Source organism: Shewanella sp. KCT, from assembly GCF_007636505.1.
GTDB classification, from domain to species: domain Bacteria; phylum Pseudomonadota; class Gammaproteobacteria; order Enterobacterales; family Shewanellaceae; genus Shewanella; species Shewanella halotolerans.
In genome coordinates this window covers 411,430-437,209 of the sequence record NZ_LVDJ01000002.1, presented here as the reverse complement: position 1 = coordinate 437,209, position 25,780 = coordinate 411,430, and the positions used below count along the sequence as shown (strand labels likewise).

Genomic DNA, 25,780 nt, shown 5'->3' with positions numbered 1-25,780 from the left:
TTAATCGACAGTTGCTAAATAAAAAGATTCAGGGATAACCGCGTATTTTAGCCGCTTGTGGTGGCCAATTGCTATCCTCTGGTCGGATTTTTATGAGCTATTTTTGCATTTTTTGATCACAAGAGATCCTGCGGGTCGCGATCTAGGCTCCAGCGGCATCGCTTGGCCAGGGGCAGGGCTTCGATCTGCGGCAGTGCCTGCTCGAAGGCCTGCTGCAACAGCCCGCGGGTCTTGGTCTGGAACATCAGCTGACGGCGGAACTTACCTGCCTTTCTGTCCATGGGCGCGGGCATGGGGCCTATGATCTCACACTGCTCGTCTTGCGGCAGTAACTGGGCAACCTGGGCGAGGAAGGCGTCGGCATCTTCGGCCTTGTGGGCCTCGGCGCGCAACAGCAACATGTGCCAGGCAGGCGGCAACAGGGCCTGTTTACGCTCCTCCAGCTGACCGCGGGCGAACTCGCCATAGCCCTTGTGCATCAGCTCCCTCAGTATGGGGTTGTCACATTGGTGGGTCTGTAGCAGCACAGTGCCCGGCTTGCGCGCTCGTCCGGCGCGGCCCGATACCTGAGTATAGAGTTGGCCGAAACGCTCGGGGGCGCGAAAATCTGCGCTGAACAGGGCGCCATCCACATCTAACAGGCCGACCAGGGTGACGTCGGGGAAATGGTGGCCCTTGGCGAGCATCTGGGTGCCGACCAAGATCTTATATTCCCCCTTATGAATGGCGTTGAGGTGGGTTTCCAGCGCCCCTTTACGGCTGGTGGTGTCGCGGTCGATCCGCACCACAGGGTAATTGGGAAACTCCTTGGTCAGGGCGTCGGCCAGCTGCTCTGTGCCCACCCCTTGGCCCATCAGCATGGTGCTGCCGCACTGATGGCACTGCTTGGGGATGGCGTACTGATTGCCGCAGTGGTGACAGCGGATCTCGCCCAGGGACTGATGCACAGTGAAGAAGGCGTCACAGCGATCGCACTCGTGCAGGTGGCCGCATTCGTGACACAGCAGCGCCGGGGCGAAGCCGCGGCGGTTAAGAAACAGCAGCACCTGATTGCCCGCATCCAGATGGATACGCATCTCGTTGAGCAGGCCGTGGGAGAGGCCATTCTTTAGCGGCTGATTGCGGATGTCGATGATCCCCTGGCGCACCTTCTCGGCGGCGCCGGCGCGGCTGCCCAGACTCAGGTGTTGGTAGCGTCCAGACAGGGCATTCTGTAGCGTCTCCAGGGAGGGGGTGGCACTGCCAAGTAGCACGGGAACCGATTCGAGATGGCCGCGCATGACGGCTAAGTCCCGTGCATGATAGCCAATCCCCTCTTGCTGTTTGAAGCTGGCGTCGTGCTCCTCATCCAGGATGATGATGCCGGGATAGCGCATGGGGGTGAACAGCGCCGAGCGGGTGCCGATTATGATGGCGGCCTCGCCGCTTCTAGCCAGACGCCAGGCGCTCAGGCGTTGATTGTCGGTGAGCCCAGAGTGGATCACCGCCACCTGCACCTTGAAGCGACGCTTGAAGCGGCTGATGGTCTGGGGGGTCAGGCCGATCTCGGGCACCAAGATCAGTGCCTGTTTGCCCTGTTTAAGCACAGTCTCCAGCAGTGCTAGATAGACCTCTGTCTTGCCCGAGCCCGTGATCCCCTCGAGTAAGGTGCAGTGGTAGCCCTGTTGTTGGTTGAGGGTGGCGACGGCGATGGCCTGTTCGGGATTGAGCTGATGGGGCGTCTCATCGAGTTCGAGCCCATCGCGCCAGCTGAGATCCGAGGCGATCCGCCGCTCGATACACTCTATCCAGCCCCGTTCAACAAGAGCCTTCAGCGCCGTCTTGCTCAGCTCCAAGGCATTGAGTTCATCCTGGCTGAGCTCTGTCTCTAACAGGGCAAGCAGCAGCTTGCGCTGGGCGGGTGCACGCTTGAGCAGATCGATATCCGCTTCCTGTCCGGCAGCGGTCACGCGCCAGATCTGCAGCTGCTGGGCCTCCACCTCGGCACCCTTACGCAGGGCAACGGGTAGTGCCTGAGACAACATCTGCCCCAGGCTGCAAAAATAGTAGCGGGCGGCCCATTGGGTCAGCTTATAGAGGGAGGGAGGCAATATTGCTTCGTGGTCGAGAAAGGCGATAACCGATTTGATCTGGTTCGGCGCCAGATCGCAGCTTTGGCTGAGGCCTGTCACTAGGCCGATCAGCTGCTGGCGACCGAAGGGTACCCTGACCCTGACGCCTACCTGAGCCTTGTCGAGATCGGTCTCTTTGACGCGATAGCTAAAGGCTTGGCGCATGGGGACGGGGAGGGCGACTTCGACAAACAGGGACATAGATTCGGCTGGCAGCAATAATAGTAGAACAAGTGTAACCAGACAGCCTGACGAGGGCTACCAGAATCTGTCACAAGTCGGTGGAAAGCTTAGGCTATTCAGATCTAAGACTTGTGACAAAATTGTTGAAACATCAATGAGCTTGTTGCTTAATAGCTAAGTGAGACTCGGGGTTGTCAACCGGCCGGATGGCGGATGCGCGTGACCCTGAGGTGAGCGTCTGACAGTCGAATCGATCCACCCAAACAGGGATAAGAAGGTTGCGATGAAGAGAGTGCAATATCTGGTTATGCTGTGTCTAGTGCTGCTGGGGCAAGCCGGGCTTATGAGTCTGCCCGCCTGGGCTAAGCTTACCCACGTCAGTATCAATCAAAGGCTGTCAGATCTGGGGCAACGCCCGACGCTCAGGGTCAATATCGTCGCCCAATCGGTCAACCTGGATAAGGTGCAGTTTATCGTCGAGCAGCGCTCCGGCAGCGAGCGATTGATGGTCAAGCCGATGAACTCCTATATGTTGCTGCTCAGTGGCGTCGAAGAGGTGGAAGATGGCGAGGCGCAGCTGGTGGTCAAGGAGTATCTGGTCAACAACTGGCAGGAGGTGAAGCGGATGCCCCTGTTTGATGCCGCCACGGCTTACCAGCAGAGCAAGCCGGTTAAACCAAAGCCTGTCAAATCAAATACGCCGGTTAAAACACCCAAGACCAACAAGCAGCCGTCGCAACCCCTTGCCGCGGCTCAGCAGTCACTAGCAAGTTTGCCGGCTGTCGATGTAGGCGATCGGGTGCAGCAGGGGTGTCAGCTGGATTATGCCCCGCCTCAGACCCTGTGGCGTCTCGGCAGCACCTACGCCAAGCAGTGGCAGCTGAGCACCTACGGCGCCATGCTGGCCATCTTCGAGGCGAACCCCAATGCCTTTAATGGCGGCAAGATCAATGGCCTGCGGGCAGATGTGACCCTTAAGTGTCCGTCGGCGGCCCTCAAGCAGAGATACCAGATCGCCGATGCGGCACGAGCGGCCTTCGAGGCGCTGGTCGCAGAATAAGCACGGCGGCCGATTGCTGCTAGAAGGAAAATCAGATAATGCAGGAGAATAGTTGCAGGCTATGCTTGTATCTATTGGTGGTATCCTGTACTATCTCGCGCCTAAATATTCTATTAACTGCATGTGGTGTCCGACTTCGGGTTGGAAGTGCGACATGGCCTTAAACTTGAGGTAATCCCAATGAAACCAGGCATTCATCCTGAATATGCTGAAATCACTGCAACTTGTACTTGTGGTAACGTTATCAAAGTAAACTCAACTGCAGGTAAGCCACTGCACTTGGACGTATGTGGTGCATGTCACCCATTCTACACTGGTACTCAGAAAGTTATGGATACCGGTGGACGTATCGACAAGTTCAACAAGCGTTTCGGTATGCTTGGCAAGAAGTAATACTTCTGCAAAGAACTCTGAAAAAGGCGCCTATATGGCGCCTTTTTTGTTGTCTGTTATTGCTGGCCTGTGCCTATGGGCTCAGCCTGCCACTTATCCCGTCACTGTGCCTGCAAGTGGGCCTGCAAGTGGGCTTTCTTGAATAGAGTTGGCGATCAGCCTAACATGCTTGTAAGGTTATGATATTACTGATGACTGAGCGTTTAATTTAGGGAAGCGATTCATTATGGACAAGATTCTGGCCCTCTCTCTTTCTCTCTGCTCCTTTCTGGCGACGGCCGCTGGCAGCCTGTGTGCGCCGACCCATTATGATGAGACTGTCAACTTCGCCTCGGTGATCGATGGTGATACCTTGATGCTGGAAGATGGCCGTCAGCTGAGGCTTATCGGCATCGATTCGCCCGAGATAGACAGACACTACCCAGAGCTGTCTGAGCCCTTCGCCAATCGCGCGCGCAATTTCCTCGCCGAGCGCCTGGTGCCTGGGCAGAAACTCAAACTGGCCTTCGATCGTAAACGTCTGGATCCCCAAGGGAAAACCTTAGCCTATGCCTATACAGAGGAGGGGGAACACCTGCAGGAGATAATGCTGAGCCAGGGCTACGCCAAGGCGAGGGTCTATCAGAACGATTACTTCTGGCAGTGTTTGGCCAATATCGAGCGTCAGGCCCGCCAGGAGCGACGCGGATTATGGAGCCATAAAAGCTATCAGGCCAAGTTGCCAGATGAGTTAAATCGTGACGATCGCAATCGCTGGCGAGAGGTCAGAGGAGTGGTGACGGGTTTTGAAAGAAAAGGTCAGCAATTGTGGCTGATTATCGATGAAATCTTTTATGTGGGTATACCTAGAGAAGAATCTGGTAAATTTAGCAACATTTTAACCCTAAACCTGCTTGAAAGTCCGGTAATTGTGCGTGGTGAGTTGTATTATTCCTACAAAAAATGGCAGATGATTGCCCATCATCCTTCGCAGATAAGTTTGCAAAATAAGCCTTAGACCGTTTGGCTTCATAATAAACTGAAATTTTCTAATATCTTGTTTAAAAATCGCCTAATTTCGAGTATCTTAGCGCTCTAATGACCTGCGTCGATTTTCGCCAAATCTGGGGGAGCGAGGCGGGGCAAACAAGACCTTACCCTGAATACACTTGTCGCATTTTTTGCAGGATTACTAAAATGGCCGATTTCCGTCAGCAAGCCCTTGACTACCATGAGTTCCCCGTACCAGGCAAAACCGCCGTTAGCCTGACCAAGCCCGCAGAGACCAGCATGGATCTGGCGCTGGCCTATAGTCCGGGTGTGGCCGAGCCGGTGCGTGAAATCGCTGCCAATCCTGACGACGCCTACCGTTACACCGCCAAGGGCAACACGGTTGCCGTGATCTCTAACGGTACCGCCATCTTAGGTCTGGGCAACCTGGGCCCACTGGCTTCTAAGCCTGTGATGGAAGGTAAGGCGCTGCTGTTCAAACATTTCGCCAATATCGATGCCACAGACATCGAGGTGAAGCACCGCACCGCAGAAGAGTTTATCAACACGGTCGAGGCGATTGCCGATACCTTCGGTGGCATCAACCTGGAAGATATCAAGGCACCCGAGTGTTTCGAGATCGAGAAGGCGCTGATTGAGCGTTGTAACGTTCCTGTATTCCACGACGATCAGCACGGCACGGCCATCGTGACTGCAGCCGGCATGATCAACGCCCTCGAGATCCAGGGTAAGAAGCTGGAAGAGGCGGTCTTTGTCTGTATGGGTGCAGGTGCGGCGGCTATCGCCTGTATGACCATGCTGGTGAAGTGTGGCGTGCAGCGTGAGAATGTCTACATGTTGGACCGTAAGGGCGTTATCCACACCCGTCGTGAAGATATCAACGAATACAAGGCGCTGTTTGCCAACAACACAGACAAGCGCACCCTGCAGGATGTGATCAAGGGCGCCGACGCCTTCCTGGGTCTGTCTGGCCCAGATGTGCTGAGTGCTGAAGACGTTGCCCTGATGGCTGAGAAGCCGGTGATCTTCGCCTGTTCAAACCCAGATCCAGAGATCAAGCCTGAGCTGGCCCACGATGTGCGCAAAGATCTGATCATGGGTACCGGCCGCAGCGATTACCCTAACCAGGTAAACAACGTGCTCTGCTTCCCCTTCATCTTCCGTGGTGCCCTGGATGTACGAGCCGCCAAGATCAACGACGAGATGAAGATTGCCGCGGTACACGCCATCGCCGCCCTGGCGAAAGAGCCTGTGCCTGCCGAGGTATTGGCTGCCTACCCAGATGTTACTGAGCTGAAGTTTGGCCCAGATTACGTGATCCCTAAGCCGATGGATCCACGCCTGCTGTCAAACGTGGCCAAGGCCGTTGCCCAGGCGGCTATCGACTCGGGGGTTGCGGCCTTGCCAACACTGCCTGAGCACTACATGGCCTAATCGGCGATGGTGATGATAAGAAAAGGGCCTCAGGGCCCTTTTTTATTGTGCCATTACCGCTTTATTTGTATGGTAAGTGGTGTTGCTCAGCCAAGGTGATAAAGCCTTTCGGGATCCTAGATGATAAAGCGGTCTCAGACGTAAAAAATAATAATAATCCTGCAGGAAGCGGAAATGAAATTGACACAACTCCTCACCAAGAAGTTAACCGGCTTTTGGCTGCTTTCCCTCGCTGCGGTTGCCTTCATCTTTCTGCTTACCGCCCTGGTCAGTTTCATTCAGCTCACCTATAAGTTTCAACAGCAACAGATGACAGAGCTGGAAGAGATGCTGCTGCAGCATCAGGTGAGGCACGAGCTTCAGCACCTGGATATCTGGCTGCCGCAGATCCTGGCCGCCTACGATGCACAAAAATTTACCCTGATCCGGGGTGATGAGACGCTGTACCGCTTCGACCGGGGTAATCATGATCAGAGTGTGGTCAACTACGACAGGGTACTTAACGAGACCTTAGACCTGCATTTTCATATCAGCCTGCCTCAGCCCTTCCTGCTGCACAACATCAGCTGGCACGGCGGTCTGGTGTTCCTGGTGGGATGCATAGCGGTAGGCCTGCTGGTGCGCCGCGGCTACCTCTGGCTGGCGCTGCAGCTGCAGGGCATAGAAGATCTGGCCAAGCGCAGTCATCTGATCCTCTCGGGAGATTATGACAAGGCGCTGGCCGAGACGGGCCATGGCCGTCCAAGGCTTATCAACCGCGCCTTGACCCAGATGTTGCTTGAGCTGGATGATGCCCAGAAGCAGCGTGCCAGGTTCGATCAGTTTATTCGCTCCAACACCTTCCTCGACCCCGAGTCGGGCATAGGTAATCGCCTGTTCCTCAAGAACCGCCTGGACGCCCTGAGCAACAAGGATGGCATGATGGCGCCCGGGGTGCTGCTACTGCTGGAGATGGAAGATCTGGATCTCTTACAGCAGGAAGCAGATGAGTTCAGCATTCAGGAGCTGCTCACCCAGACCATAGGCGGCATCAGTCATCTATTGGACAGTCAGGCCAACAGCATCTTCTCCCGTCGCTCCTACAATCAGTTTGCCATCGTGGTGCCGCAGATCTCCCTGGCCGATGCCGAGAAGCTGGCCGCGCGGCTGCTCAAGGTCTGCCTGAGTCAGCCTCTGGAAGGGGTGAATAATCGCGACGACTTCTTTCATATCGGCGTCGCCTACTTCAAGGTGGGCGAGAGCAAGGAGCAGCTGATCGAAGAGGCCGAGATGGCGCTGCGGGCGGCCCAGTTTCAGGGCAACAGCGGCTGGTTTATGTATGACAAGGGCGCGGTGGACGAGGAGTTTGCCAGAGGCTCGGTGCGCTGGCGCAGCTTCCTCGAGTATGCCCTGGTCAACAAGCGCGTGGTGCCCTTCACCCAGGCGATACTCGACAGCGATGGCAAGGAGCACCACAGCGAGGTCTCCTGTCGTCTGCGCGATAGCAGCGACAATCTGGTGCGCGCCACCCTGTTCTTGCCCATGGCGATCAAGTGCGGCCTGATCCCCCAGATCGAGCGTCAGGTGATCGAGGCCGTGTTGTTCGATCTGTTACCCAAGTCACCCAAGAACAAGCGGAAATACAGTATTAATCTCTCTCTGGATACGCTTACCAGCCGCGCCTTTATCCGTTGGCTACAGACGACCCTGCTGGAGTATCGTCACCTGACGCCGCGGCTGATCTTCGAGATCAACGAAGATATCCTGGTGAATAACCTGGCGAAACTGAAGGCGCCGCTGGATATGATCGCCAAGATGGGTGCCAGCCTGTGTGTCGACCGGGTAGGGCAGCAGGTGGTGAGCACCCAGTATCTTCAATCCTGCCGCGTGGATCTGATTAAGCTGCACAGATCTATTGTGCGACAGATACATTTACGCCAAGAGAATCAATTGTTTGTCAGAAGCCTTATCGGCGGACTCTATCGTACCGAGGTGCAGGTTTTTGCCGAAGGTGTCGAGTCGTTGGAGGAGTGGCAGACGTTGAAGATTTTAGGGGTGAGTGCAGGACAGGGCAGTTTCTTTAGCGACCCCCTCGAGGCCGCGTGATTTTGTTATCTCCCTGTTGGGCCTGATAAGGGCTTGTTAGGGCAGGGTTACTGTTCTATGTTTATCTGAGTGTATCTGATTGATGTTAGATTTTTTCTATAAAATTAGGCGATTAGTCGCTACAATAACGCTATTATTTTGACGCTTTCCTCGAGGCAATATCCATCCGGCATTTGAGGTAGAGCGATTTGGGACACTCATGGCGCGTGAGTATCAAATTGGTGGATATGCCTTAAATGGAAAATAGTCTTTTGAGTAAATTTGCCTTCTGGCAAACCAAGCACGATAGAGTCGATTTAGGCGTATACCTCAACGCCGCCGCTGTGACCTTCTTCCAGCGCGACAGCGACACCTCATTTTCACTGCCCCTGGCGGGCGATGACTGGTCTGGCGTATTTGAGGCGCTGACCGACAAGATCCCTGCGCCTCATCTGCAACTCGTGCTCAGCGAGGACTTCTACCAGCTGTTGGTGGTCGACAAGCCTATGGTGCAGCCCGAGGAGATGCATCAGGCGCTTATCTGGTCAATCAAGGATATGGTGTCGGAGCCCGTCGAGTCCCTGCATCTGGATTACTTTGAGTCGCCAGAGTCCACCAACAACAAGGTGACTGTGGTTGCGGTCAACAAGGCCATGCTGCAGGCGCTGGTCAAGGCGGCGGATAAGCACCAGGTGACTATTGCCGGGATCAGCATCGAAGAGATGGCCATCAGTAACTATGGCGCCGAAGATAAGCTGGCGCACATGGTGCTTTGTCATAAGCCGGGGAGCGAGCTGTTGCTGACCGTGGTGAAACAGGGGCAGCTCTACATGCAGCGCCGTATCCGCGGATTTAGTCAGATAGATAGAGTCTCCAGCGAAGATCTGCAGCTTAACGTTGCCGATAACCTTAGCCTGGAGCTGCAGCGCTCCATGGACTATTTCGAGAGCCAGCTGCGCCAGGCGCCGGTAGCCTCTATCACCCTGCTGATGGACGGCGAGCGTCAGATGCTGGCTCAGCTATTGGGTCGGAACTTCGATCAGGCCGTCGAGGTGATCGCCTGTGATCAGGTGCAGGATAAGTTGGCCCAATGGGCATTGGCCGAGCTTGAACGTCAAACGGAGGAGCCTGCCTAGATGAATCCAAAACTGCGGGTTAATCTCTTTACTGCCAGCCTGTTACCGCCAAGGCTGCGCCTCTCCTTTACGCGTCTGCTACAGCTTGGCTTCGGCCTCTTTGTCTTGCTGCTGGCCGCGAACCTACTGGCCTATCTTAATCTGGGAAGCCTGGAGGCCGACAAGCATCAGCTACTCAGCGACAAGGCCGCCTTCGACCAACAGAAGGCGCAGCTCGAGCAGGCCATCGCCAAGCGTAGCGCTTCTCAGGCATTGGTGCATCAGGTGGATCTCCTATCGCAGCAGGTGGAACTCAAGCGTCTGCTGCTCGGCGAACTTTCCCATGTGGAGACCCTCACCAGCAAGGGTTATTCTCCCCTGCTGACCGGCCTTGCACGGGTGACCGACGATCAACTCTGGCTGAGCCGCATCCAGGTGCAGGAAGATCAGTTTGTCTTCGAAGGCTTTAGCGCCGCGCCCAACGCAGTCCCCCTCTGGCTGGCACGCCTGCAAGGGGTTGAGCCCCTCAAGGGGCAGGCCTTTAGCACGCTCACCATGAACCGGGGCGACAAGCAGCCGCTGGGATTTGTGCTGCGCAGCAAGCGCGATGAGGAGCAGGCGAAATGAAACAGCAGATAGCCCGCTGGGGCGAAGCCTTCGATCAACTGAGTCAGCGCGAGCGGGTGATGATCGCCGTGGCGGTCGTGGTGGTGATCGGCATGTTGCTCTATCTGCCGCTCGAGTCTTTGCTGACCCAGAGCAGCCGTGTGCAGAGTAATATCAAGGCCTTAACCGCAGAGAACCGTATCTCAGAGCAACAGATTGACCTGTATCAGCAGACTCTGGCGACCGACCCTGATCAGGAATATCGTCAGCGTCTGGCGGGGCTACAACAGCAAGCCAAGGATCTCGACCAGCAACTGTCGTTTCAGATGGTCGACATGGTGCCCGCCGACAAGATGCCGACCATGCTCGGTGAGTTGCTGGGTCGGGTAAAGGGGATACGCCTGCAAAGTTTCGAGTCTCTGGCGCCTAAGCCACTGCTGGCATTAGGGGATGAGAACAAACTCAATCTCTATAGCCACGGCATCAAGCTGGCGTTCGAGGGAAATTACTTTGCCACCCTCAAGTTTATCGAGGCGGTCGAGGCCATGCCCAATAAGCTCTATTGGCGCCAACTGGATTATGTGGTGGGCGATTATCCTAAGGCCGAGGTGATGTTAGAGGTCTACACACTCAGTATTAACAAGGACTTTATCAGTGTTGCGAATCAAGATTAGTGTTTGCCTGCTGGCGCTGCTGTACCTTGGGCTGACTCAGGCCTCGGCCCAGACCCTGAGGGATCCGACCCGTCCAGGTGCGGGGGCAATAGGCTCGGCGCAGCATCAAGGCGGAAGTAAGTTGGTGCTCAACAGCCTGATAATCACAGACCAATCGGCGACGGCCATTATCAATAACAAGACATTCACCACGGGTGACAGGGTACAAGGTGTGAGGATCACTCGCATCACTAAGCAGGGTGTCTGGCTTGCCGATGGCCGCCAGCTCAAGCTCTACCCAGAAGTAACTGCGACAAAGGGACAATAAATGACTGCGATGAAAACCATAACACCTCTGCTCGTGCTGATGTTAGCCGCCTGTCAGACAACGGATCGTCCCCAGCCTGTCGAGTCGAAATCGGCGATCGATAGCTCGATTGCCGCGGCGCAGAATAAGCCACAAACGCCACCACCGGCGGCCGTGATGCCAGATTCTGTGCAGCGTGAGCTGCAGTCATCGAGCCTGCTAGGTTCCTTGACCCCAAGCCAGCCGAGCGAGCGACGTTTCGATGTGTCGGCCAAGGATGTCGATGCCAAGGTCTTCTTCCCGAGCCTGGTGCAGGGCACCCCCCTGAGCGTGGCCGTGCACCCTAACGTGACAGGTACAGTCTCTCTGTCCCTCAAGGGGGTGACCCTGAGCGAGGCGCTGCAGGTGGTCGAAGATATCTATGGCTACGAGGTGAGCCGAGAAGGACGTATCCTGCGTGTCTTCCCTGCGGGCATGCGCACCGAGACCTTCCCGCTCAACTATCTCTACATGGAGCGCCAGGGCCTGTCGCTGACCTCGGTGAACTCAGGGCGGATCTCGGACAACAATAACAACCGCAATAACAACGGCAACAACAGCAATAATTACAACAACAATAACTCGAACAACAATGGTGGCGACGGCAAAAGCAACAATAGTAACGAGACCACCAACGGCACCTTTATCCGCTCCAAGACCAAGACAGACTTCTGGGGTGAGCTGAAAGAGACGCTGGAGTCTATTATAGGCACCACGGGTGACGGCCGTCAGGTGGTCGTCAGCCCGCAGGCGGGCCTGGTGACCATCAGGGCTTTTCCCAGCGAGCTGCGTCAGGTGAAGACCTTCCTCAAGACCGCCGAGAGCCATCTGCAGCGTCAGGTGATCCTCGAGGCCAAGGTGCTCGAGGTGACCCTGTCTGACGGTTATCAGCAGGGGATCCACTGGGAAAGCGTGCTGGGTCAAAGCGGCAACAACAGCGTCGAGTTTGGTACCTCGCAGGCGCCCGATGGCCTGGGAGATGTGATCACCTCGGCCATTGGTGGCATCACCTCTTTGCAGATTAAGGGCAAAGACTTCAGCACCATGATTAACCTGCTCGATACCCAGGGTGATGTGGATGTGCTGTCCAGCCCAAGGGTGACCGCTTCGAACAACCAGAAGGCGGTGATCAAGGTGGGCCGCGACGAGTATTTCGTGACAGATGTGTCTTCGACCACGGTAGCGGGCACCACGCCTGTCACCACGCCGGAAGTGGAGCTGACGCCGTTTTTCTCGGGCATCGCGCTTGACGTGACCCCGCAGATCGACGAGGAGGGTAGTGTGCTGCTGCACATCCATCCGTCGGTTATCGACATCAAGGAACAGAACAAGTCGATCAAGGTATCAGACAGCACACTCGAGCTGCCGCTGGCCCAGAGCGAGATCCGCGAGTCGGACACTGTCATCAAGGCCAATACTGGCGATGTGGTGGTGATCGGCGGCCTGATGAAGAGCGAGAATATCGAGCTGGTCTCTAAGGTGCCGCTGCTGGGGGATATTCCGTTTCTGGGCGAAGCCTTTACCAACCGTTGTATCGCGCCGCTTGGTTTTGAAAATGAAATAGGATGGTTTTGAAAAGCAGAAGATTAGTTATTTATCAAAAAAAAGAAGCCTAAAATTGTGAAAGTGAAGCTTCGTTTAGCCAGTCTATACTGCTTTAAAAACCGTCTTTGAAGTATTATTAATACCGCATAAAAGCGGGCGTGATCGACAGAAGGAATCAAAAAGGCCGACCACACCCTAAACGCTTACAAATAAGGGGCTATCATCACATCAACGATTTCATAGTTGATATTACTTTCGCCTGATTCTAAATATTGGCGCTTGATGATCTCGTGGGCTTTCTGGCGCAAAGATGGCGGCACAACCAATACTTTAGGCTGAATGCGTAACGGACTACCGTTATCACCTTTCAGGCTTGTCATGCCCTCGTAAACGGTATTAAAGTTATCCGCGTTTAATTCTAAGTCGGACATGGCCGCAAGCTGCCAGAACCCATATCCCGCATTTCCACGCGCCCGAATACCATACAGATATTCATCCTGTAGGAAGACTTTAGAATCTTCATCTGCATTAGGTTTCTGGATTTGAGGTGCAACGCGTTCTTGCCAAATAAGCGGTTTAATCACTCTGGAGGTATCCAGTAAAAACCAAGGGGTTTGTTTAGTCTGGGGGTCTACTGGCGTATAGTAATTACTTGCCGAGACCACTTCACCCCCACTCATTCCTATAGGATGATCGGTGTCAAAAAAGCTTTGACCGTCAAAGCAAGGTCTTGAGGCTCCATTTGCCAACAATTCAAAGACATAATCATTAGGGAAAGCGTTCGCTTCGCGCCCGAAATCCTCAAATAGAATCCCGTATTTTCCATAATCGTTATCTTCAAACTCAGTGCGAGATACACTTACCGTTGATTCAAACAGCTTGTTTTTAATCTCATATTCAAAATCGGCGAGCTTATGAATAATACGATCACCAACCCATTCACGAATTTTAGGAATTTGCCCTAAAAAGCCGTAACCTGTTGAGGCCGCACTGGAAGGAATAACCGTTGCCAATTGAGTATAAAGCTGATCATCGCTATCCGTTAGCCCTTTGCTGAATCGCGCAGCAAATGCTGTTGACGCTTCGCGTAAATTAGTAGTCATTATTCAACTCCTTAGTCTTTATAAAATCTTCTGGTTTAACGCCTGTTAGGCTGCAAGCCTGTATCTCGCGCTCAGTTAATCCATAGTGGTATTGGCTGTTCGGTAGCCGCCCATTGGCCGCCAGCCGTTCAGTTTGTGTTTTGCCCTTAAGATGCGCCCAACCAAAACCACCATCTGACAACTTTTGACTTAAACTAGAAAAATGCTCCTTTCCGAGGGATTCTCTCAGCACTAGCAACTCTGAACGGCAAGATGCAGGGAAAACAAATTCAATTATGACTTTTTCAACATCAGCCTTACACGCCGCTAACGCCTCTGTTTTTTGATGGGCTTTTAACGCAGTTATTAACTCTTGCGAACTGTTGGCATCAACATTAAGCAGCGATGCAATCTCTTTAATACCAACGGTTTCTAGTGAGTTTTTCAGAGATTGATCATGACAAAATGCCATCATCTCCAGTGCGGGGTTATTGGTTAAAGCCACGTTCACGATGCGTCTAATGGCTAATACTTCCCCTTCATGTTTTTCAAATGACAAAACGGGCGATAAGTAGCGATACTCTTTGTTTTTCACCATTTCTTGTGCTTTAGGTGTCCATTTTACATCGCCATAAATCCCGTCTGACTCGGCTCTTAGATTAGTTATCCATCCAGCCGCTGGTTTGGGTTCTGTTGAGTCACTCATTAATGAGTGTTCATAGTCGATACTCATTTCCACGCTCTGTCGAATGGAATTAGCAACGACCTCTTCTGGCGACTCTAACAAAAATTGGCGACCATCTGTGGCCGTAAAACGGCGCTCAATGGGCAACAACTTAATCCGGCTAGGAGTATCTGACGTTTGCTCTGATAGCGCAGTTGTTGAAAATAATTGATTATGCGGTTGATTCATGGGTATACCTGTGCCTTAACCAAGGTAGTTAACTTTTTAAATTGGCTTTTGAGTGAATAGCTCTTTGCTCTTGAATAATCTGGTCAATTCGTCGGCTGGTAAAACAATATTTAAAGGCCAGCTCGTTAGTATTACGACCATTAAACTCACGGTATATATGGATAGCTTTCAACGCTGCTTTCAACCGGGCACCATTTGGCACATAAAAATCACGACCGCCGCCATAAAAAGCCAGCTCAAGAATGAGCTTATCCGCTAAACCAGCAGCATCAATCCCTTCTTTTTTCAACCGAGCATCAAACAGATCCACGAGAAAGGCCAATGTTTCAGGATACCTTTGACGTAAATGAGCTAAATCAGATTCAGATATGTCATCACAATGCATTGCTAGTCCTATTCACTGTTTTCATTAAGTGTCAGCCTAAAACGTTTCACGAAAATAGGGATATGAAAGGTTTCAGGGTTTAAGGCGGGAGCACAGCAAGGAATTCAATCGAAGTAACAAGCAACCACCCGTTTAAACCCTGTTTAAATTCGCCTAGAAGCGATTTTATAGGATGCTTAACGCTCTGCTGCATTTTGCGGTGAATAGTCGCTTAAATCACGATTAAGGAGTTATGCCGTCAAAAAACAAAAAAGGCGCAAAATGCGCCTCTTTGTTAATCGGAGAGAAAAGGATAAAGCTTTTGCTGATTTTTAGCCCACACCCTACACCATGCTTGTTTTGGATGTCATTATGAACGCAATTCTAATTGATTCACTTGCTCTAACATGGCTAAGGCTTTCGCTACAGCTGCATCCTTGGCAAGATTTAGCGAAAACACTAACACGCTGGCCTCTCCTGGGCTTAGAGAAGAAATATGCTCGGCTAACGAACTATGCAATCTAGATAAATCACTACTGATGCATTTTAAATCAGCAAGGTTATTGTTTTCAAACGCCTTGACTGCTACTTCTGCAACAGCGCAGCTAACAGGGCAAATTTGAGGGTAGGGGGCATGGCTTTTTAACTTTTCAACGTTGCTCATAGTGTTACCTTTGTGTTTTGAGAGGTGTCACTATTTAATGAGGGTGACGGGACTCACTCTCGGCCACAAAGTCGCCGCCGCCAATATTTCCCGAAGGTGTTATATTTTTGGCTGTCGTCCCGTCATAATTCAGACGCATTTATGCCAAATTACAGGCATAAAAAAACCGCAATATTGACGGGTGCGGATACCGCTTTGTGTTTTGAGAGGCGTCTATAGTACTGCTTAAATAGCCAAGGGGTCAACTCCTAAGCATAAGCTGAGTAAAAGGCTTTCAAGTTATGCTGCTTCAATGCTTACCAAAAAAAAATAAAGTATATCGTTGATATTTAATGTTTTTTAATTGAGCCATGAACAGAAAACAAACTTGAAAGTCAGTTTCAAGTTTATCAATATAACTTTCAAGTTTCCCCATTATTTCGGTCAAAGCAGCGAGAGAGCAACTAAGTTAGCGGCTCTAGCCTGTAGCCTGGGTTCATCGTCACTAAAAAATACTTTTAGTCAACAACACCATGTTTGAGTGTGCTCTGTGTATTTTTTAGCTTGAAGGTTAGTTGCCAGGGCGAGATCGTGAACATGGTCAATTAATGAGTACTCATGCAGTTACCCTGGGTTAGTTGCTTCTCTCATTCTTTGGTTTTAACCTACAAGCTAAAAGCAACATATAATAAGGTGCACCGACCAACCATATAAGATGGTTCCTTTTCTACTTGTTATGGCGATGCTCAGATTTTAAGTTAAAACCTAATAAATCAATAGGTAAGTTAATACCAAGAGGATATGGTATAGAAAAGGAACTTAGGCCCTTTTCATCCAACACTATAGGAACTCGCATATCAGGAAGAACCATGTGGCACCCTCTGGATAAGAAATTCCAAAGGGTGCCAGTCGTTTTTCATGCGTGAGTGGTTCTTGCGCATTTTTTTGGCTCCCTCGATTAATAGTGTTAATTAAGAATAATAGTTAGCACTCCTGTTGTTGCTAAAACGAATAAATCGCAGGCCAAGCGTGATAGTTCGCGTCCGAGTTTTATTTTTTGAGAAATATATCTCGCGCCTGCACAAAACCTTTATTTTCAATAAGTTGCAAAATGAATAACTACGGGAATATAACTAAGACAGGGCGTCCATGTATGAATGATGAACTTAGACGGTTTGGGGAACGAGTGAAAAAAGTTGTCGGAAACAATAGTGCGCGATCTTTTTCTCGCAAGATTGGATTGTCTGACAATATTTTACGGAAATACATGGAAGGTAAATCAGATCCAAGCAGAGGTAATCTAATTGCTATATCTAAGGCGGGCGGTGTTAACCTTCAATGGCTAGCTACAGGCGAAGGCCCAATGTCCCCTGATGATGACCCGCAAGCAGTGTCAGAGCTAAATATGGCCCTATTCCAAACGAGCCAGAGCGCCTTTACCAGTGAGTACGCACTAATTCCTGTGTACCAAGTGGCGGTATCTGCGGGTAATGGCAGTTTTGTAGATAATGAACGTCCTGAAAAGTACCTGGCATTTCGCCGTAGATGGTTAAAATGGCGTGGGTTTGACGAGCAGGAGCTAGCAGTGGTACTGGCTAATGGCGATAGTATGGAGCCGACTATCCCTAATAAAAGCACGCTCGTGGTACACACTGGTCGCAAGCAGCCTAAGGATGGCAACATCTACGTGATCCGCAATGGCGACCAGGTATGGGTTAAGCGTATCCAGGTTAAACCTAGCTCGTGGTTGTTACTCAGTGAGAATAATTTCTATCCACCAATAGAGATCCCAATGACAGAACAAAGTCAGTTTGAAATCATTGGCCAGGTAGTTCACATCTCACGCGATGTAGGTGAATAGTGTTTAAAGATGATTTAAAAGCTAGTTGCAAGACATCATCATTTATCAAAGTAAGAGGCGCAAACCTTGATGGCCGCGCCTCATTTCTCAAACCTCGATTTTTCAGTTTCCCGATGATGACTGACCATTTCTCACCGAGCCATCGTCGGCTATAAACCTTGATACACGGGCTTTCCACTGAAAAGTTACTCGCCAAATTTTAGCCAATTTCGTTTGTTCTCGGTTTTTATGTTCATTTATCAATACTCAAGACCCTATACAACCGTTCTAACTCGCTACGTAAGACTGAGCTGGTGATCCTGCTCAAGCCGACCGTGGTGGGCGCCGAGACCTGGCAGACCGAGCTGCAACGCTCCAAGGCACTGCTGGATCGCTGGTACCCAGAAGAGAAACAGGAGTAGGCGCTTGTATCTGCAGCACTTTCATTTGGCGCAGCCTCCGTTTTCGCTGACGCCAAATACCGGCTTCTTCTTCGGCTTGGCGCCCCATGTCGAGGCTCTGCAAGTGCTGCAAACTGCCCTGCAGACGGGGGAAGGTTTTATCAAGGTCACCGGCGAGGTCGGGACGGGTAAAACCTTGATCTGTCGTAAACTGCTCAACGATATTCCCGAGCGTTTTCATTGCGCCTATCTGCCCAATCCCTATCTGAGTCCCAGCGAGCTGCGTTGGGCACTGGCTTTAGAGCTGGGGCTAAAATACAGCGCCGATCTGGATCAGCAGCGCCTCACCAGCCTTATTCAGCAGCAGCTTATTGCGCTGAGCGCCCATGGACACTCCATCGTTTTGGTGCTGGACGAGGCTCAAGCCCTGCCGGACGAGAGCCTGGAGGCATTGAGGCTATTCACCAACCTGGAGACAGAGAGTCGCAAGCTGCTGCAGGTAGTCTTGTTTGGCCAGCCTGAGCTGGATACCCGACTGCAACAGGCGCAGTTTCGTCAGCTCAGACAACGAATCACCTTCAGCTATCAACTGCGGCCCATGACCGCCGACGAGACCCGAGCCTACCAGGCCCACAGACTCGAGGTGGCGGGGTATCGCGGCGAGGGGCTATTTGGCGCCCGCGAGAGTAAGCGCCTCGCCCGTGCAGCAAGAGGAATTCCGAGACTCATCAATATTTTGTCCCATAAGGCGCTGCTGCTCGCCTATGGCGAAGGCGCTGACAGGGTGAGCCTACGCCACGTGAAGGGGGCGATTATCGACACTCAGGATGCCGACAAGGGGCTGTTGCCCAAGTGGTGGCTGGGCACGGCTGGCGCCGTGTCACTGTGCGCCGGCGCGCTATGGTTTTGGCTTACCCGGGGGCTGGCATGAGCGTCATCAACACCATGCTCAAAGATCTGGATAAGCGCCAGCAGTCCCATGGGCTGGATGAGCTGCCTGTGCCGCCACTGCAATATCGTCAGGCGCCTCAGTCGCGTCTGCCCTGGTTGTTACTCGCGCTGCTCTCCCTACTGCTGTTGGCCATGGGCTATCTGGCGTGGGATCGCTACGCGGCTCTTGAGCGCACCAACCTGGCACTGCAACAGGATAATCAGAATCTGGCCCAGGAGATCGCCAGCGGCGAACTCAAACAGCCTGTGGCGAGCGAAGAGCCAACTACCCAGAACGAATCTGAGTTGGCAGCGAGTAAAGCGCCTGCCGAGAAACCAAGGGCTGAGGCTTCACAGATTGCAGATACTCAGGTCACAGCTAAGGTCGAGCCTAGTGCCGACGCTAGTGCTGAGCTCGTGGCTACACCCCAAAAAGACTCCGTTGCTGAGCCTAAGGGCAAGAGCAAGCCAGCTGTTGAGAGCAAGCCTGCCGCTAAGCCTCAGAGGGTTCGGGTCGAGCAGGTATCAGACGCCACCCGAGCAAAAACGACAGGCTCCATGGCGGTGACCGAGGTGAAACTATCGCCCGAGGCGCTGGCCGAGAAACGTTTCAGCCAGGGCAAGTCGGCCCAGGAGGGGGGGCAACAGTCCCAGGCGCTGGATGACTTTAGCGAGGCGATAAGGCTCGATCCCGCCCAGCACGGCGCGCGTCAACATCTGGCGGCCCTCTATTATGGTCAGGGGCAGTTGGGTGAGGCTAAGACAGTGCTGGAACAGGGGCTCGCCCGCTATCCCCAGGAACTTGATTACGCCCTCATGCTGGCCAAAGTGTTGGAGGCGCAGGGTGATAGCCAGGGGGCCTTGGGGGCGCTTGGCACTATCCCAGACGATCACCTGCTCGCCAAGCAGAAGTGGGTGCTGCAGAGTCATCTTGCCCAGCAGGCATCGCAATTTGCCTTGGCCGAAGAGAGTTATCGCCGCCTGGCCAGGGTCGAACCCACGCAGGCCAAGTGGTGGATGGGGCTGGCCTACGCCTTAGATTCCCAGCAAAAATATACCAGCGCCAAGCAGGCTTACGGTCAGGCCCTAGGCTTATCCGGCTTGTCGCAGCAGGCCAGCAATTTTATTCAGCAGCGGCTGGCCCAGTTAGGAGATATCGAGTGAAACCCAAGTTAAAGATGCGCCTCGGCGACTTATTGGTACAGGAAGCGATCATCAGCGAGGCACAGCTGGGCCAGGCCCTGGCCGAGCAGAAAAATACCGGCAAGAAGCTGGGTCGCACCCTGATCGATCTCTCCTGCATCACAGAAGAGCAGCTGCTTAAGTTTCTGTCGCAGCAGCTCAATATTCCCTTTTTGGATATCAGCCGCCGGGCTATTCCGCCTCAAGTAGTGAATCTTCTGCCCGAGGTTCAGGCCCGTCGCTATCGCGCCCTGGCGGTGGAAGATAATGGCGACCATGTGCTGGTGGCCATGAGCGACCCAGCCGATCTACAGGCGATGGACAATATCGAGGTCTTGCTGGCGCCCAAGGCAATTAAGATTGCCGTGGTCACAGAGACCCAGTTGCTGGAGGCCTTCGACAACCTGTATCGCCGCACCGGGGAGATTGCCCAGATCGCCGGTAAGCTGGAGGAGGAATATGCCGCCGACGATCAGTTCGATCTCGCCAGCCTGACCGATGCCGACAGCGATAACGAAACCACTGTGGTTAAGCTGTTGCAGTCGATCTTCGAAGATGCGGTGCAGATGCGCGCCTCAGATATTCATATCGAGCCCGGTGACAAGGTGCTGAGGATCCGCCAGCGTATCGACGGCCAGCTGCAAGAGAATACCCTGCAGGAGGTGAACATCGCCTCGGCACTGGTGCTGCGCCTTAAGTTGATGGCGGGGCTGGATATCTCAGAGAAGCGTCTGCCCCAGGATGGCCGTTTCCACATGGAGATCAAGGGGCACAAGATAGACGTGCGTATGTCGACCATGCCCATCTATCACGGCGAGTCTGTGGTGATGCGTCTGCTGGACCAGTCCGCGGGCCTGCTGACCTTAGATGAGACCGGCATGCCGGCCGAGATGCTGGCGCGGGTGCGCAGACAGATCAAACGTCCCCACGGCATGCTGTTGGTGACCGGGCCTACCGGTAGCGGTAAAACCACGACGCTTTATGGCGTGCTGAGTGAGCTTAACACCGCCGATCGCAAGATCATCACGGTGGAAGATCCGGTGGAGTATCAGCTGCCGCGTATTAATCAGGTGCAAGTTAACCATAAGATAGGCTTAGATTTTTCCAACGTACTGCGTACCACCTTGCGTCAGGACCCCGACATCATCATGGTGGGTGAGATGCGTGACCAGGAAACCGTCGAAATTGGCCTCAGGGGCGCGCTCACAGGTCACTTCGTGCTGTCGACCCTGCATACCAATGATGCGGTCACCTCTGCCCTGCGTCTGCTGGACATGGGCGCCGCCAGCTATCTGGTGGCCAGTGCGCTTAGGGTGATCATTGCTCAGCGTCTGGTGCGCCGGGTCTGTCACAAGTGTGCCCAGCCCTATGATCCTAGCGCCGCCGATCATGCCTGGCTTAGCAGCATCAGCGGTCGCGACTTCAGCCAGGCCAAGTTTCGTATCGGCACCGGCTGCCAGAGCTGCAACGGTAGCGGCTATCGTGGCCGTATCGGTGTATTCGAGATCCTGGAGCTGGATGAGAAGATGATCGATGCGATGCGTAGTGGTAACCCCCAGGCGTTTGCCCAGGCGGCCTACCAGAGCCCGAACTTTACTCCGCTGGCCGAGTCGGCGCTCAACTACCTTGCTGAGGGCATGACCACTATGGAAGAGGTGGCCAAGCTTATCGAAGATGCCAGCGATACCCAGGTACCCATCTCGCAGGAGATGATCCATCAACATGAGATTGAGGGCTAACTATGCCTGTCTATCAGTACAAGGGGCGTGATGCACAGGGCAATTCGGTCAGCGGGCGACTCGATGCGACCACACAAAGTGCCGCCGCCGATCAGCTGCTGTCTCGCGCCGTGATCCCCCTTGAGCTGGTGGAGGCCAAAGTTGCGCGCGAGTTTCACCTGGGCAGCCTGTTCAAGAGCAAGGTTGGCCTGGATGAGCTGCAGATTTTTACCCGGCAGATGTATTCGCTCACCCGCTCGGGCATCCCTATTCTGCGGGCCATCGCCGGCCTATCGGAGAGTTCGCACTCCAAACGGATGAAGGATGCCCTGAACGATATTTCAGAGCAGCTGATATCCGGTCGTCCGCTTTCATCGGCGATGAACCATCACCCGGATGTGTTTGACGCCCTGTTTGTCTCCATGATCCATGTGGGTGAGAACACGGGTAAGCTGGAGGATGCTTTTATTCAGCTCTCTGGCTATATCGAACGCGAGCAGGAGACCCGCAGGCGCATCAAGGCGGCGATGCGTTATCCCATCTTCGTCTTGATGGCGGTGGCCCTGGCCATGGTGGTGCTCAATATCATGGTGATCCCTAAGTTTGCCGATCTGTTTGCCCGTTTTGGCGCCGATCTGCCCTGGGCCACCAAGCTGTTGATCGGCACCTCTAACTTCTTCGTCAACTACTGGTACCTGCTGCTCATCGCCTTGGTGGGCGGCTTCGTGGGGATCCGCTATTGGCACAATACAGAGAAGGGCGAGCAGCAGTGGGACAGATGGAAGCTTAAGATCCCTGCGGTGGGCAGCATCATAGAGCGCTCGACCCTGTCGCGGTATTGCCGCAGTTTCTCCATGATGCTGAGCGCAGGCGTGCCCATGACACAGGCCCTGAGCCTGGTAGCCGATGCCGTGGATAATGCCTATATGCATGACCGCATAGTGGCCATGCGCCGGGGCATCGAATCGGGCGAGTCCATGCTGCGGGTGTCGAACCAGAGTCAGCTCTTTACCCCGCTGGTGCTGCAGATGGTGGCCGTTGGGGAAGAGACGGGCCAGATAGATCAACTGCTCAACGACGCCGCCGACTTTTACGAGGGGGAGGTCGATTACGACCTCAAGAACCTGACCGCCAAGCTGGAGCCTATTTTGATCGGCATCGTCGCGGTGATCGTCCTCATCCTGGCGCTGGGCATCTACCTGCCGATGTGGGATATGCTCAATGTGGTCAAGGGGGGATAACCCATGGCAGCCATGAGCCGGGAGCTGAGCTGATGGAAAACCAGACACGGGTCGACAGCGAGCTGATGCAGGCCTACGGCAAGATGATCGCCATAGTGGTGCTCTTGCTCATCTTGGGCGTACTGGGTTACGGTTATTTTGCCAAGGTGGATCAGGTCTCTTCTCAGGGGCTGAAGCTGGAGCACAGCCGCCTGCTGAATGTACTGGCCATGGTGCGCTCTCAATGGTTGGTGCAGGGGCGCCCCGCCGAGATGCATCTCGACTGGTCCACGGCCATGGAACTCAGGGACGGCGAGCAACCTCTGATTAAGATGAGCGAGCAGGGTTGGCCAACATTGGCGCAAATCACCGAGGAGAACTGCAAGACCCTCTGGTGGCAGCTGTTGGGTGGCCGGGATGATTTAGCCAAAATTGTTACACAAGCGGACCAGGCTGGAGAGGTTTGTAGTTATATTGCTAATAACGGTGATCGATTGAGTTATCAACTCACTAGTGGACGCGTTATTTTTTTGACAGATCGCTGAATTTAGCGACTTCTAAGGTTTTATAATTTGCTGTAACTGCTAGAATTATCAGGATTATCTAAGGGAGTTTTTTATGAAAATGCGAGCCCAAAACATGCCAACCAAACAGAGTGGTTTCTCTCTGATCGAGCTGGTGATCGTGATTGTGATCCTGGGAATTCTGGCGGCCACTGCCATTCCCCGTTTTTTGAATGTGACCGACGATGCAGAAGATGCTAGCGTAGATGGCGTAGCCGGTGGTTTGGCCACGGCGGTAAGCTTCGTGCGCTCCCAATGGGAAGTAGATGGCCGTAATAATGCCAATGTGGTGCTGGATGGTACGCAGATCTCCCTGGATACCCGTTTCGGCTTCCCAACGGGCTTGACTTCGGGCAGTGGTATCGTGAGCGCGACCGGTATGACAGATGCCGCCTGTCAGGAGGTATTCCAGAATATTCTTCAGGGCGCACCGCGTAACGTGCTCTTTAATCAGGATGCCCGTAATCAGCGCTTTACCGCGCGGGTACTGGATGGCGCCGGTGGTAATGGGGTAGCGATCGATGGCACTCAGGTGACCAACTTAGATCTCTGTGTCTACCACCAGGTGACCTCGCTGGCATTAAACCCAACCACGGGCGTGCCGACACCTACACCTGATCTGGCCACCGCCAACGCCAAAGGTATCCTCTATAACCCAGGTACCGGTCAGGTGTTGAGTTTTACCAATTAATCTTGCGCCTTGCCCCGGCGAGGCCGACAGAATTTTATAAAAGTTGAATGTTAAACGTTAGCAGAAGCGAAAATAACAAGGGTACGACATGAAGAAGCAAAACGGCTTTACACTGATCGAGTTAGTGGTTGTGATCATCATCTTAGGGATTCTGGCCGTGACCGCAGCGCCTAAATTTATTAACTTACAGAGCGATGCGCGCCTTTCTGCATTGGAAGGCATGAAAGCATCTATCCAAGGTGCCAACTCTTTGGTCTATTCCAAAGCCGCGATTGCCGGAAAAGAGAAAGGTGGCACTGATGGCGCGGCTACTTTGGATATCGGTACAGGAACAGATATAAATGTCGTTTACGGTTACATGAAAGCGACTGAAGCAGATTTTGAGAATGGATTAGACGTTACTTTTGCAGCAGGTGAGGACGGTAAGCCAACATCCACAACGGCAACCGATGAATGGATTATCAAACCAGAAGCTTCAAAGGTGACTATATGGCAAAAAGGGGCTCCAGCCGCCTGTAAGTTGGAATATACCCAAGCGACAAGCTCGAGTGTCGGCCCCACATTTGCCGCCATGCCGACAACTTCAAATTGCTAATAGTTAGGAAACAGATGAATAAGCAGAAAGGATTCACGCTAATCGAATTAGTGGTGGTAATTATCATTTTAGGGATTCTGGCGGTGACCGCCGCACCTAAGTTTATCAACCTGCAGAGTGATGCTCGTCAATCGACTATTGCGGGGATGAAAGCCGCGATACAGGGAGCCAACGCCCTGATTTATTCGAAGGCTGTGATTGCCGGAAAAGAGAAGGAAGCTGATACCAGTATTATTATCGCCCCCGGTGTGGAAGTCATTACCGATTATGGCTATTTAGATAGTGAAGATGAGCCGCTTATCGTTAAGGCGAATCTGGAAAATGCGTTGGATACAGAGTTTGAAGCTTTGAGCGCTGCCGATACTGTCGCCACTCAAGATTGGGGTGTGTTTTCCTCGACAAATACTCAATTTATCATAGTGCCAAAGGGTAAGAAGTCGACAGATGCATGTCGTATCGATTATACGACGGCAAAAGATGCAAATACACCGGCCGTAGTCTCGGCTATTATTACTGGTTGTTAAATAGGAAGTTATCAATGAATAAACAAAATGGTTTTACACTAATTGAATTAGTGGTTGTTATTATTATTTTAGGAATTCTGGCGGTGACCGCGGCGCCTAAGTTTATTAACCTGCAGAGCGATGCGCGTGTTTCTGCATTGCAAGGTGTAAAAGGGGCGTTGCAGGGGGCGAACTCACTTTATTACTCCAAGGCAGTCTTAGCGGGTATTGAAAAGACTGCTGCAACTGCGGCTGACTCAAATGCAACACCACCAACTACAGGAACGGTAGTTGAAGGCGTGACCCTAAATTACGGTTATATTCAGGCGACTCAAGCTGAGATTGCTGCTGCACTAGAGATCACAGCCTCGGATTGGACGTTTACATCTGTTACTGGGTCAGATCCTTTAGCAATCGAGATTTCTCAGAAGGATGCACCTACTACTTGTAAGTTTACTTATACACAGGCTAAGGATGCTTCGACACCGCCTGCATATGGCGCCATACCTGCTGCTAGCGATTGTTAAAGAGAACGTTTCTAAAGGCCTGCAATGCAGGCCTTTTTTGTCTGTGGCGAGAGACTAATTACTGAAATCGATGGCAATATTTGCCATACTCTGTAGGTTATTAGAAAG

At 52.9% G+C, this 25,780-nt stretch carries 24 protein-coding genes and 1 pseudogene; 20 read left to right on the top strand and 5 right to left on the bottom strand.

The features are described 5' to 3' along the window. Window positions 1–116 precede the first annotated feature (116 nt). Window positions 117–2,312: a primosomal protein N' gene (gene priA / locus AYI87_RS04740; RefSeq protein ID WP_144200052.1), complete on the bottom strand. Its 2,196-nt coding sequence runs from the start codon at window positions 2,310–2,312 to the stop codon at window positions 117–119. A 265-nt stretch (window positions 2,313–2,577) separates the two neighbouring features. Here priA and AYI87_RS04735 point away from each other — a divergent pair, with 265 nt between their 5' ends. From AYI87_RS04735 to mshL, 10 genes and pseudogenes are all read left to right on the top strand, one after another. Continuing rightward, on the top strand, window positions 2,578–3,354 hold the full coding sequence (locus tag AYI87_RS04735; RefSeq protein ID WP_144200050.1) for a FimV/HubP family polar landmark protein: 777 nt from the start codon (window positions 2,578–2,580) through the stop codon (window positions 3,352–3,354). A gap of 180 nt (window positions 3,355–3,534) precedes the next feature. Further along, the gene (gene rpmE, locus AYI87_RS04730) at window positions 3,535–3,747 is read left to right on the top strand and encodes a 50S ribosomal protein L31 (protein WP_011864187.1); all 213 of its coding nucleotides are present in this window, start codon (window positions 3,535–3,537) and stop codon (window positions 3,745–3,747) included. 226 nt (window positions 3,748–3,973) lie between these two features. Then, on the top strand, window positions 3,974–4,744 hold the full coding sequence (locus tag AYI87_RS04725) for a thermonuclease family protein (RefSeq protein ID WP_144200048.1): 771 nt from the start codon (window positions 3,974–3,976) through the stop codon (window positions 4,742–4,744). A gap of 179 nt (window positions 4,745–4,923) precedes the next feature. Beyond that, complete coding sequence (locus tag AYI87_RS04720; RefSeq protein WP_144200046.1) at window positions 4,924–6,171, top strand: malic enzyme-like NAD(P)-binding protein; 1,248 nt, start codon at window positions 4,924–4,926, stop codon at window positions 6,169–6,171. Between the two features lie 174 nt (window positions 6,172–6,345). Further along, a complete protein-coding gene (gene csrD / locus AYI87_RS04715) occupies window positions 6,346–8,256 on the top strand; it encodes an RNase E specificity factor CsrD (protein ID WP_144200044.1) in 1,911 nt (636 codons plus the stop codon). A 236-nt stretch (window positions 8,257–8,492) separates the two neighbouring features. Beyond that, window positions 8,493–9,371, top strand: coding sequence for an MSHA biogenesis protein MshI (locus AYI87_RS04710; RefSeq protein ID WP_144200042.1), 879 nt, complete (start codon window positions 8,493–8,495; stop codon window positions 9,369–9,371). Beyond that, window positions 9,372–9,977, top strand: a complete 606-nt coding sequence (locus AYI87_RS04705) for a PilN domain-containing protein (protein WP_144200040.1) — start codon at window positions 9,372–9,374, stop codon at window positions 9,975–9,977. Then, on the top strand, window positions 9,974–10,630 hold the full coding sequence (locus tag AYI87_RS04700; RefSeq protein ID WP_144200038.1) for an MSHA biogenesis protein MshJ: 657 nt from the start codon (window positions 9,974–9,976) through the stop codon (window positions 10,628–10,630). The genes AYI87_RS04705 and AYI87_RS04700 overlap by 4 nt, the downstream gene beginning before the upstream one ends. Beyond that, window positions 10,611–10,937, top strand: coding sequence for an MSHA biogenesis protein MshK (locus AYI87_RS04695; RefSeq protein WP_409928960.1), 327 nt, complete (start codon window positions 10,611–10,613; stop codon window positions 10,935–10,937). Before AYI87_RS04700 ends, AYI87_RS04695 begins: the two co-directional genes overlap by 20 nt. Further along, window positions 10,938–12,485 (top strand): annotated as a pseudogene (mshL, locus tag AYI87_RS04690) (pilus (MSHA type) biogenesis protein MshL); the annotation flags it as partial. It lies immediately after the preceding gene. 218 nt (window positions 12,486–12,703) lie between these two features. On the opposite strand, the gene AYI87_RS04685 reads toward mshL, so the two are convergent. The 4 genes from AYI87_RS04685 to AYI87_RS04670 form a co-directional block, all read right to left on the bottom strand. Further along, window positions 12,704–13,603: a Mu-like prophage major head subunit gpT family protein gene (locus tag AYI87_RS04685; RefSeq protein WP_144200036.1), complete on the bottom strand. Its 900-nt coding sequence runs from the start codon at window positions 13,601–13,603 to the stop codon at window positions 12,704–12,706. Then, window positions 13,593–14,495, bottom strand: a complete 903-nt coding sequence (locus AYI87_RS04680; protein ID WP_144200034.1) for a phage protease — start codon at window positions 14,493–14,495, stop codon at window positions 13,593–13,595. The genes AYI87_RS04685 and AYI87_RS04680 overlap by 11 nt, the downstream gene beginning before the upstream one ends. A gap of 28 nt (window positions 14,496–14,523) precedes the next feature. Then, the gene (locus AYI87_RS04675) at window positions 14,524–14,880 is read right to left on the bottom strand and encodes a Mor transcription activator family protein (RefSeq protein WP_144200032.1); all 357 of its coding nucleotides are present in this window, start codon (window positions 14,878–14,880) and stop codon (window positions 14,524–14,526) included. A gap of 349 nt (window positions 14,881–15,229) precedes the next feature. Further along, entirely contained in the window at window positions 15,230–15,523 is a 294-nt protein-coding gene (locus tag AYI87_RS04670; RefSeq protein WP_144200031.1) for a hypothetical protein, read from the bottom strand. Between the two features lie 1,132 nt (window positions 15,524–16,655). On the opposite strand from AYI87_RS04670, the gene AYI87_RS04665 reads away from it, so the two are divergent. From AYI87_RS04665 to AYI87_RS04620, 10 genes are all read left to right on the top strand, one after another. After that, a complete protein-coding gene (locus AYI87_RS04665) occupies window positions 16,656–17,363 on the top strand; it encodes an XRE family transcriptional regulator (RefSeq protein ID WP_144200029.1) in 708 nt (235 codons plus the stop codon). Between the two features lie 405 nt (window positions 17,364–17,768). Further along, window positions 17,769–18,674: an ExeA family protein gene (locus tag AYI87_RS04660; protein WP_144200028.1), complete on the top strand. Its 906-nt coding sequence runs from the start codon at window positions 17,769–17,771 to the stop codon at window positions 18,672–18,674. Next, a complete protein-coding gene (locus AYI87_RS04655; RefSeq protein WP_186300550.1) occupies window positions 18,671–19,837 on the top strand; it encodes a tetratricopeptide repeat protein in 1,167 nt (388 codons plus the stop codon). The genes AYI87_RS04660 and AYI87_RS04655 overlap by 4 nt, the downstream gene beginning before the upstream one ends. After that, window positions 19,834–21,594 (top strand): GspE/PulE family protein, encoded by a 1,761-nt coding sequence (locus AYI87_RS04650; RefSeq protein WP_144200024.1) that lies wholly within the window; start codon window positions 19,834–19,836, stop codon window positions 21,592–21,594. Before AYI87_RS04655 ends, AYI87_RS04650 begins: the two co-directional genes overlap by 4 nt. A 2-nt stretch (window positions 21,595–21,596) precedes the next feature. Further along, entirely contained in the window at window positions 21,597–22,814 is a 1,218-nt protein-coding gene (locus AYI87_RS04645; protein ID WP_144200022.1) for a type II secretion system F family protein, read from the top strand. A gap of 32 nt (window positions 22,815–22,846) precedes the next feature. After that, window positions 22,847–23,338, top strand: a complete 492-nt coding sequence (locus AYI87_RS04640; RefSeq protein WP_144200020.1) for a hypothetical protein — start codon at window positions 22,847–22,849, stop codon at window positions 23,336–23,338. Window positions 23,339–23,432: 94 nt separating this feature from the next. Beyond that, complete coding sequence (locus AYI87_RS04635) at window positions 23,433–24,047, top strand: type IV pilin protein (protein WP_144200151.1); 615 nt, start codon at window positions 23,433–23,435, stop codon at window positions 24,045–24,047. An 88-nt stretch (window positions 24,048–24,135) separates the two neighbouring features. Next, window positions 24,136–24,642, top strand: a complete 507-nt coding sequence (locus AYI87_RS04630) for a type II secretion system protein (protein WP_144200018.1) — start codon at window positions 24,136–24,138, stop codon at window positions 24,640–24,642. Between the two features lie 14 nt (window positions 24,643–24,656). Further along, complete coding sequence (locus tag AYI87_RS04625) at window positions 24,657–25,166, top strand: prepilin-type N-terminal cleavage/methylation domain-containing protein (RefSeq protein WP_144200016.1); 510 nt, start codon at window positions 24,657–24,659, stop codon at window positions 25,164–25,166. Between the two features lie 14 nt (window positions 25,167–25,180). Next, complete coding sequence (locus AYI87_RS04620; RefSeq protein ID WP_144200014.1) at window positions 25,181–25,672, top strand: type II secretion system protein; 492 nt, start codon at window positions 25,181–25,183, stop codon at window positions 25,670–25,672. Window positions 25,673–25,780: the final 108 nt, after the last annotated feature.

Bases quoted from the DNA above. Each gene is read 5' to 3' on its own strand.
- AYI87_RS04665 (WP_144200029.1), top strand. From the start codon at position 16,656: ATGAATGATGAACTTAGACGGTTTGGGGAACGAGTGAAAAAAGTTGTC.
- AYI87_RS04705 (WP_144200040.1), top strand. From the start codon at position 9,372: ATGAATCCAAAACTGCGGGTTAATCTCTTTACTGCCAGCCTGTTACCG.
- AYI87_RS04635 (WP_144200151.1), top strand. From the start codon at position 23,433: ATGCCAACCAAACAGAGTGGTTTCTCTCTGATCGAGCTGGTGATCGTG.
- AYI87_RS04700 (WP_144200038.1), top strand. From the start codon at position 9,974: ATGAAACAGCAGATAGCCCGCTGGGGCGAAGCCTTCGATCAACTGAGT.
- AYI87_RS04710 (WP_144200042.1), top strand. From the start codon at position 8,493: ATGGAAAATAGTCTTTTGAGTAAATTTGCCTTCTGGCAAACCAAGCAC.
- AYI87_RS04640 (WP_144200020.1), top strand. From the start codon at position 22,847: ATGGAAAACCAGACACGGGTCGACAGCGAGCTGATGCAGGCCTACGGC.
- csrD (WP_144200044.1), top strand. From the start codon at position 6,346: ATGAAATTGACACAACTCCTCACCAAGAAGTTAACCGGCTTTTGGCTG.
- AYI87_RS04680 (WP_144200034.1), bottom strand. From the start codon at position 14,495: ATGAATCAACCGCATAATCAATTATTTTCAACAACTGCGCTATCAGAG.
- AYI87_RS04645 (WP_144200022.1), top strand. From the start codon at position 21,597: ATGCCTGTCTATCAGTACAAGGGGCGTGATGCACAGGGCAATTCGGTC.
- AYI87_RS04675 (WP_144200032.1), bottom strand. From the start codon at position 14,880: ATGCATTGTGATGACATATCTGAATCTGATTTAGCTCATTTACGTCAA.
- priA (WP_144200052.1), bottom strand. From the start codon at position 2,312: ATGTCCCTGTTTGTCGAAGTCGCCCTCCCCGTCCCCATGCGCCAAGCC.
- AYI87_RS04655 (WP_186300550.1), top strand. From the start codon at position 18,671: ATGAGCGTCATCAACACCATGCTCAAAGATCTGGATAAGCGCCAGCAG.
- rpmE (WP_011864187.1), top strand. From the start codon at position 3,535: ATGAAACCAGGCATTCATCCTGAATATGCTGAAATCACTGCAACTTGT.
- AYI87_RS04620 (WP_144200014.1), top strand. From the start codon at position 25,181: ATGAATAAACAAAATGGTTTTACACTAATTGAATTAGTGGTTGTTATT.
- AYI87_RS04725 (WP_144200048.1), top strand. From the start codon at position 3,974: ATGGACAAGATTCTGGCCCTCTCTCTTTCTCTCTGCTCCTTTCTGGCG.
- AYI87_RS04625 (WP_144200016.1), top strand. From the start codon at position 24,657: ATGAATAAGCAGAAAGGATTCACGCTAATCGAATTAGTGGTGGTAATT.
- AYI87_RS04630 (WP_144200018.1), top strand. From the start codon at position 24,136: ATGAAGAAGCAAAACGGCTTTACACTGATCGAGTTAGTGGTTGTGATC.
- AYI87_RS04720 (WP_144200046.1), top strand. From the start codon at position 4,924: ATGGCCGATTTCCGTCAGCAAGCCCTTGACTACCATGAGTTCCCCGTA.
- AYI87_RS04735 (WP_144200050.1), top strand. From the start codon at position 2,578: ATGAAGAGAGTGCAATATCTGGTTATGCTGTGTCTAGTGCTGCTGGGG.
- AYI87_RS04670 (WP_144200031.1), bottom strand. From the start codon at position 15,523: ATGAGCAACGTTGAAAAGTTAAAAAGCCATGCCCCCTACCCTCAAATT.
- AYI87_RS04685 (WP_144200036.1), bottom strand. From the start codon at position 13,603: ATGACTACTAATTTACGCGAAGCGTCAACAGCATTTGCTGCGCGATTC.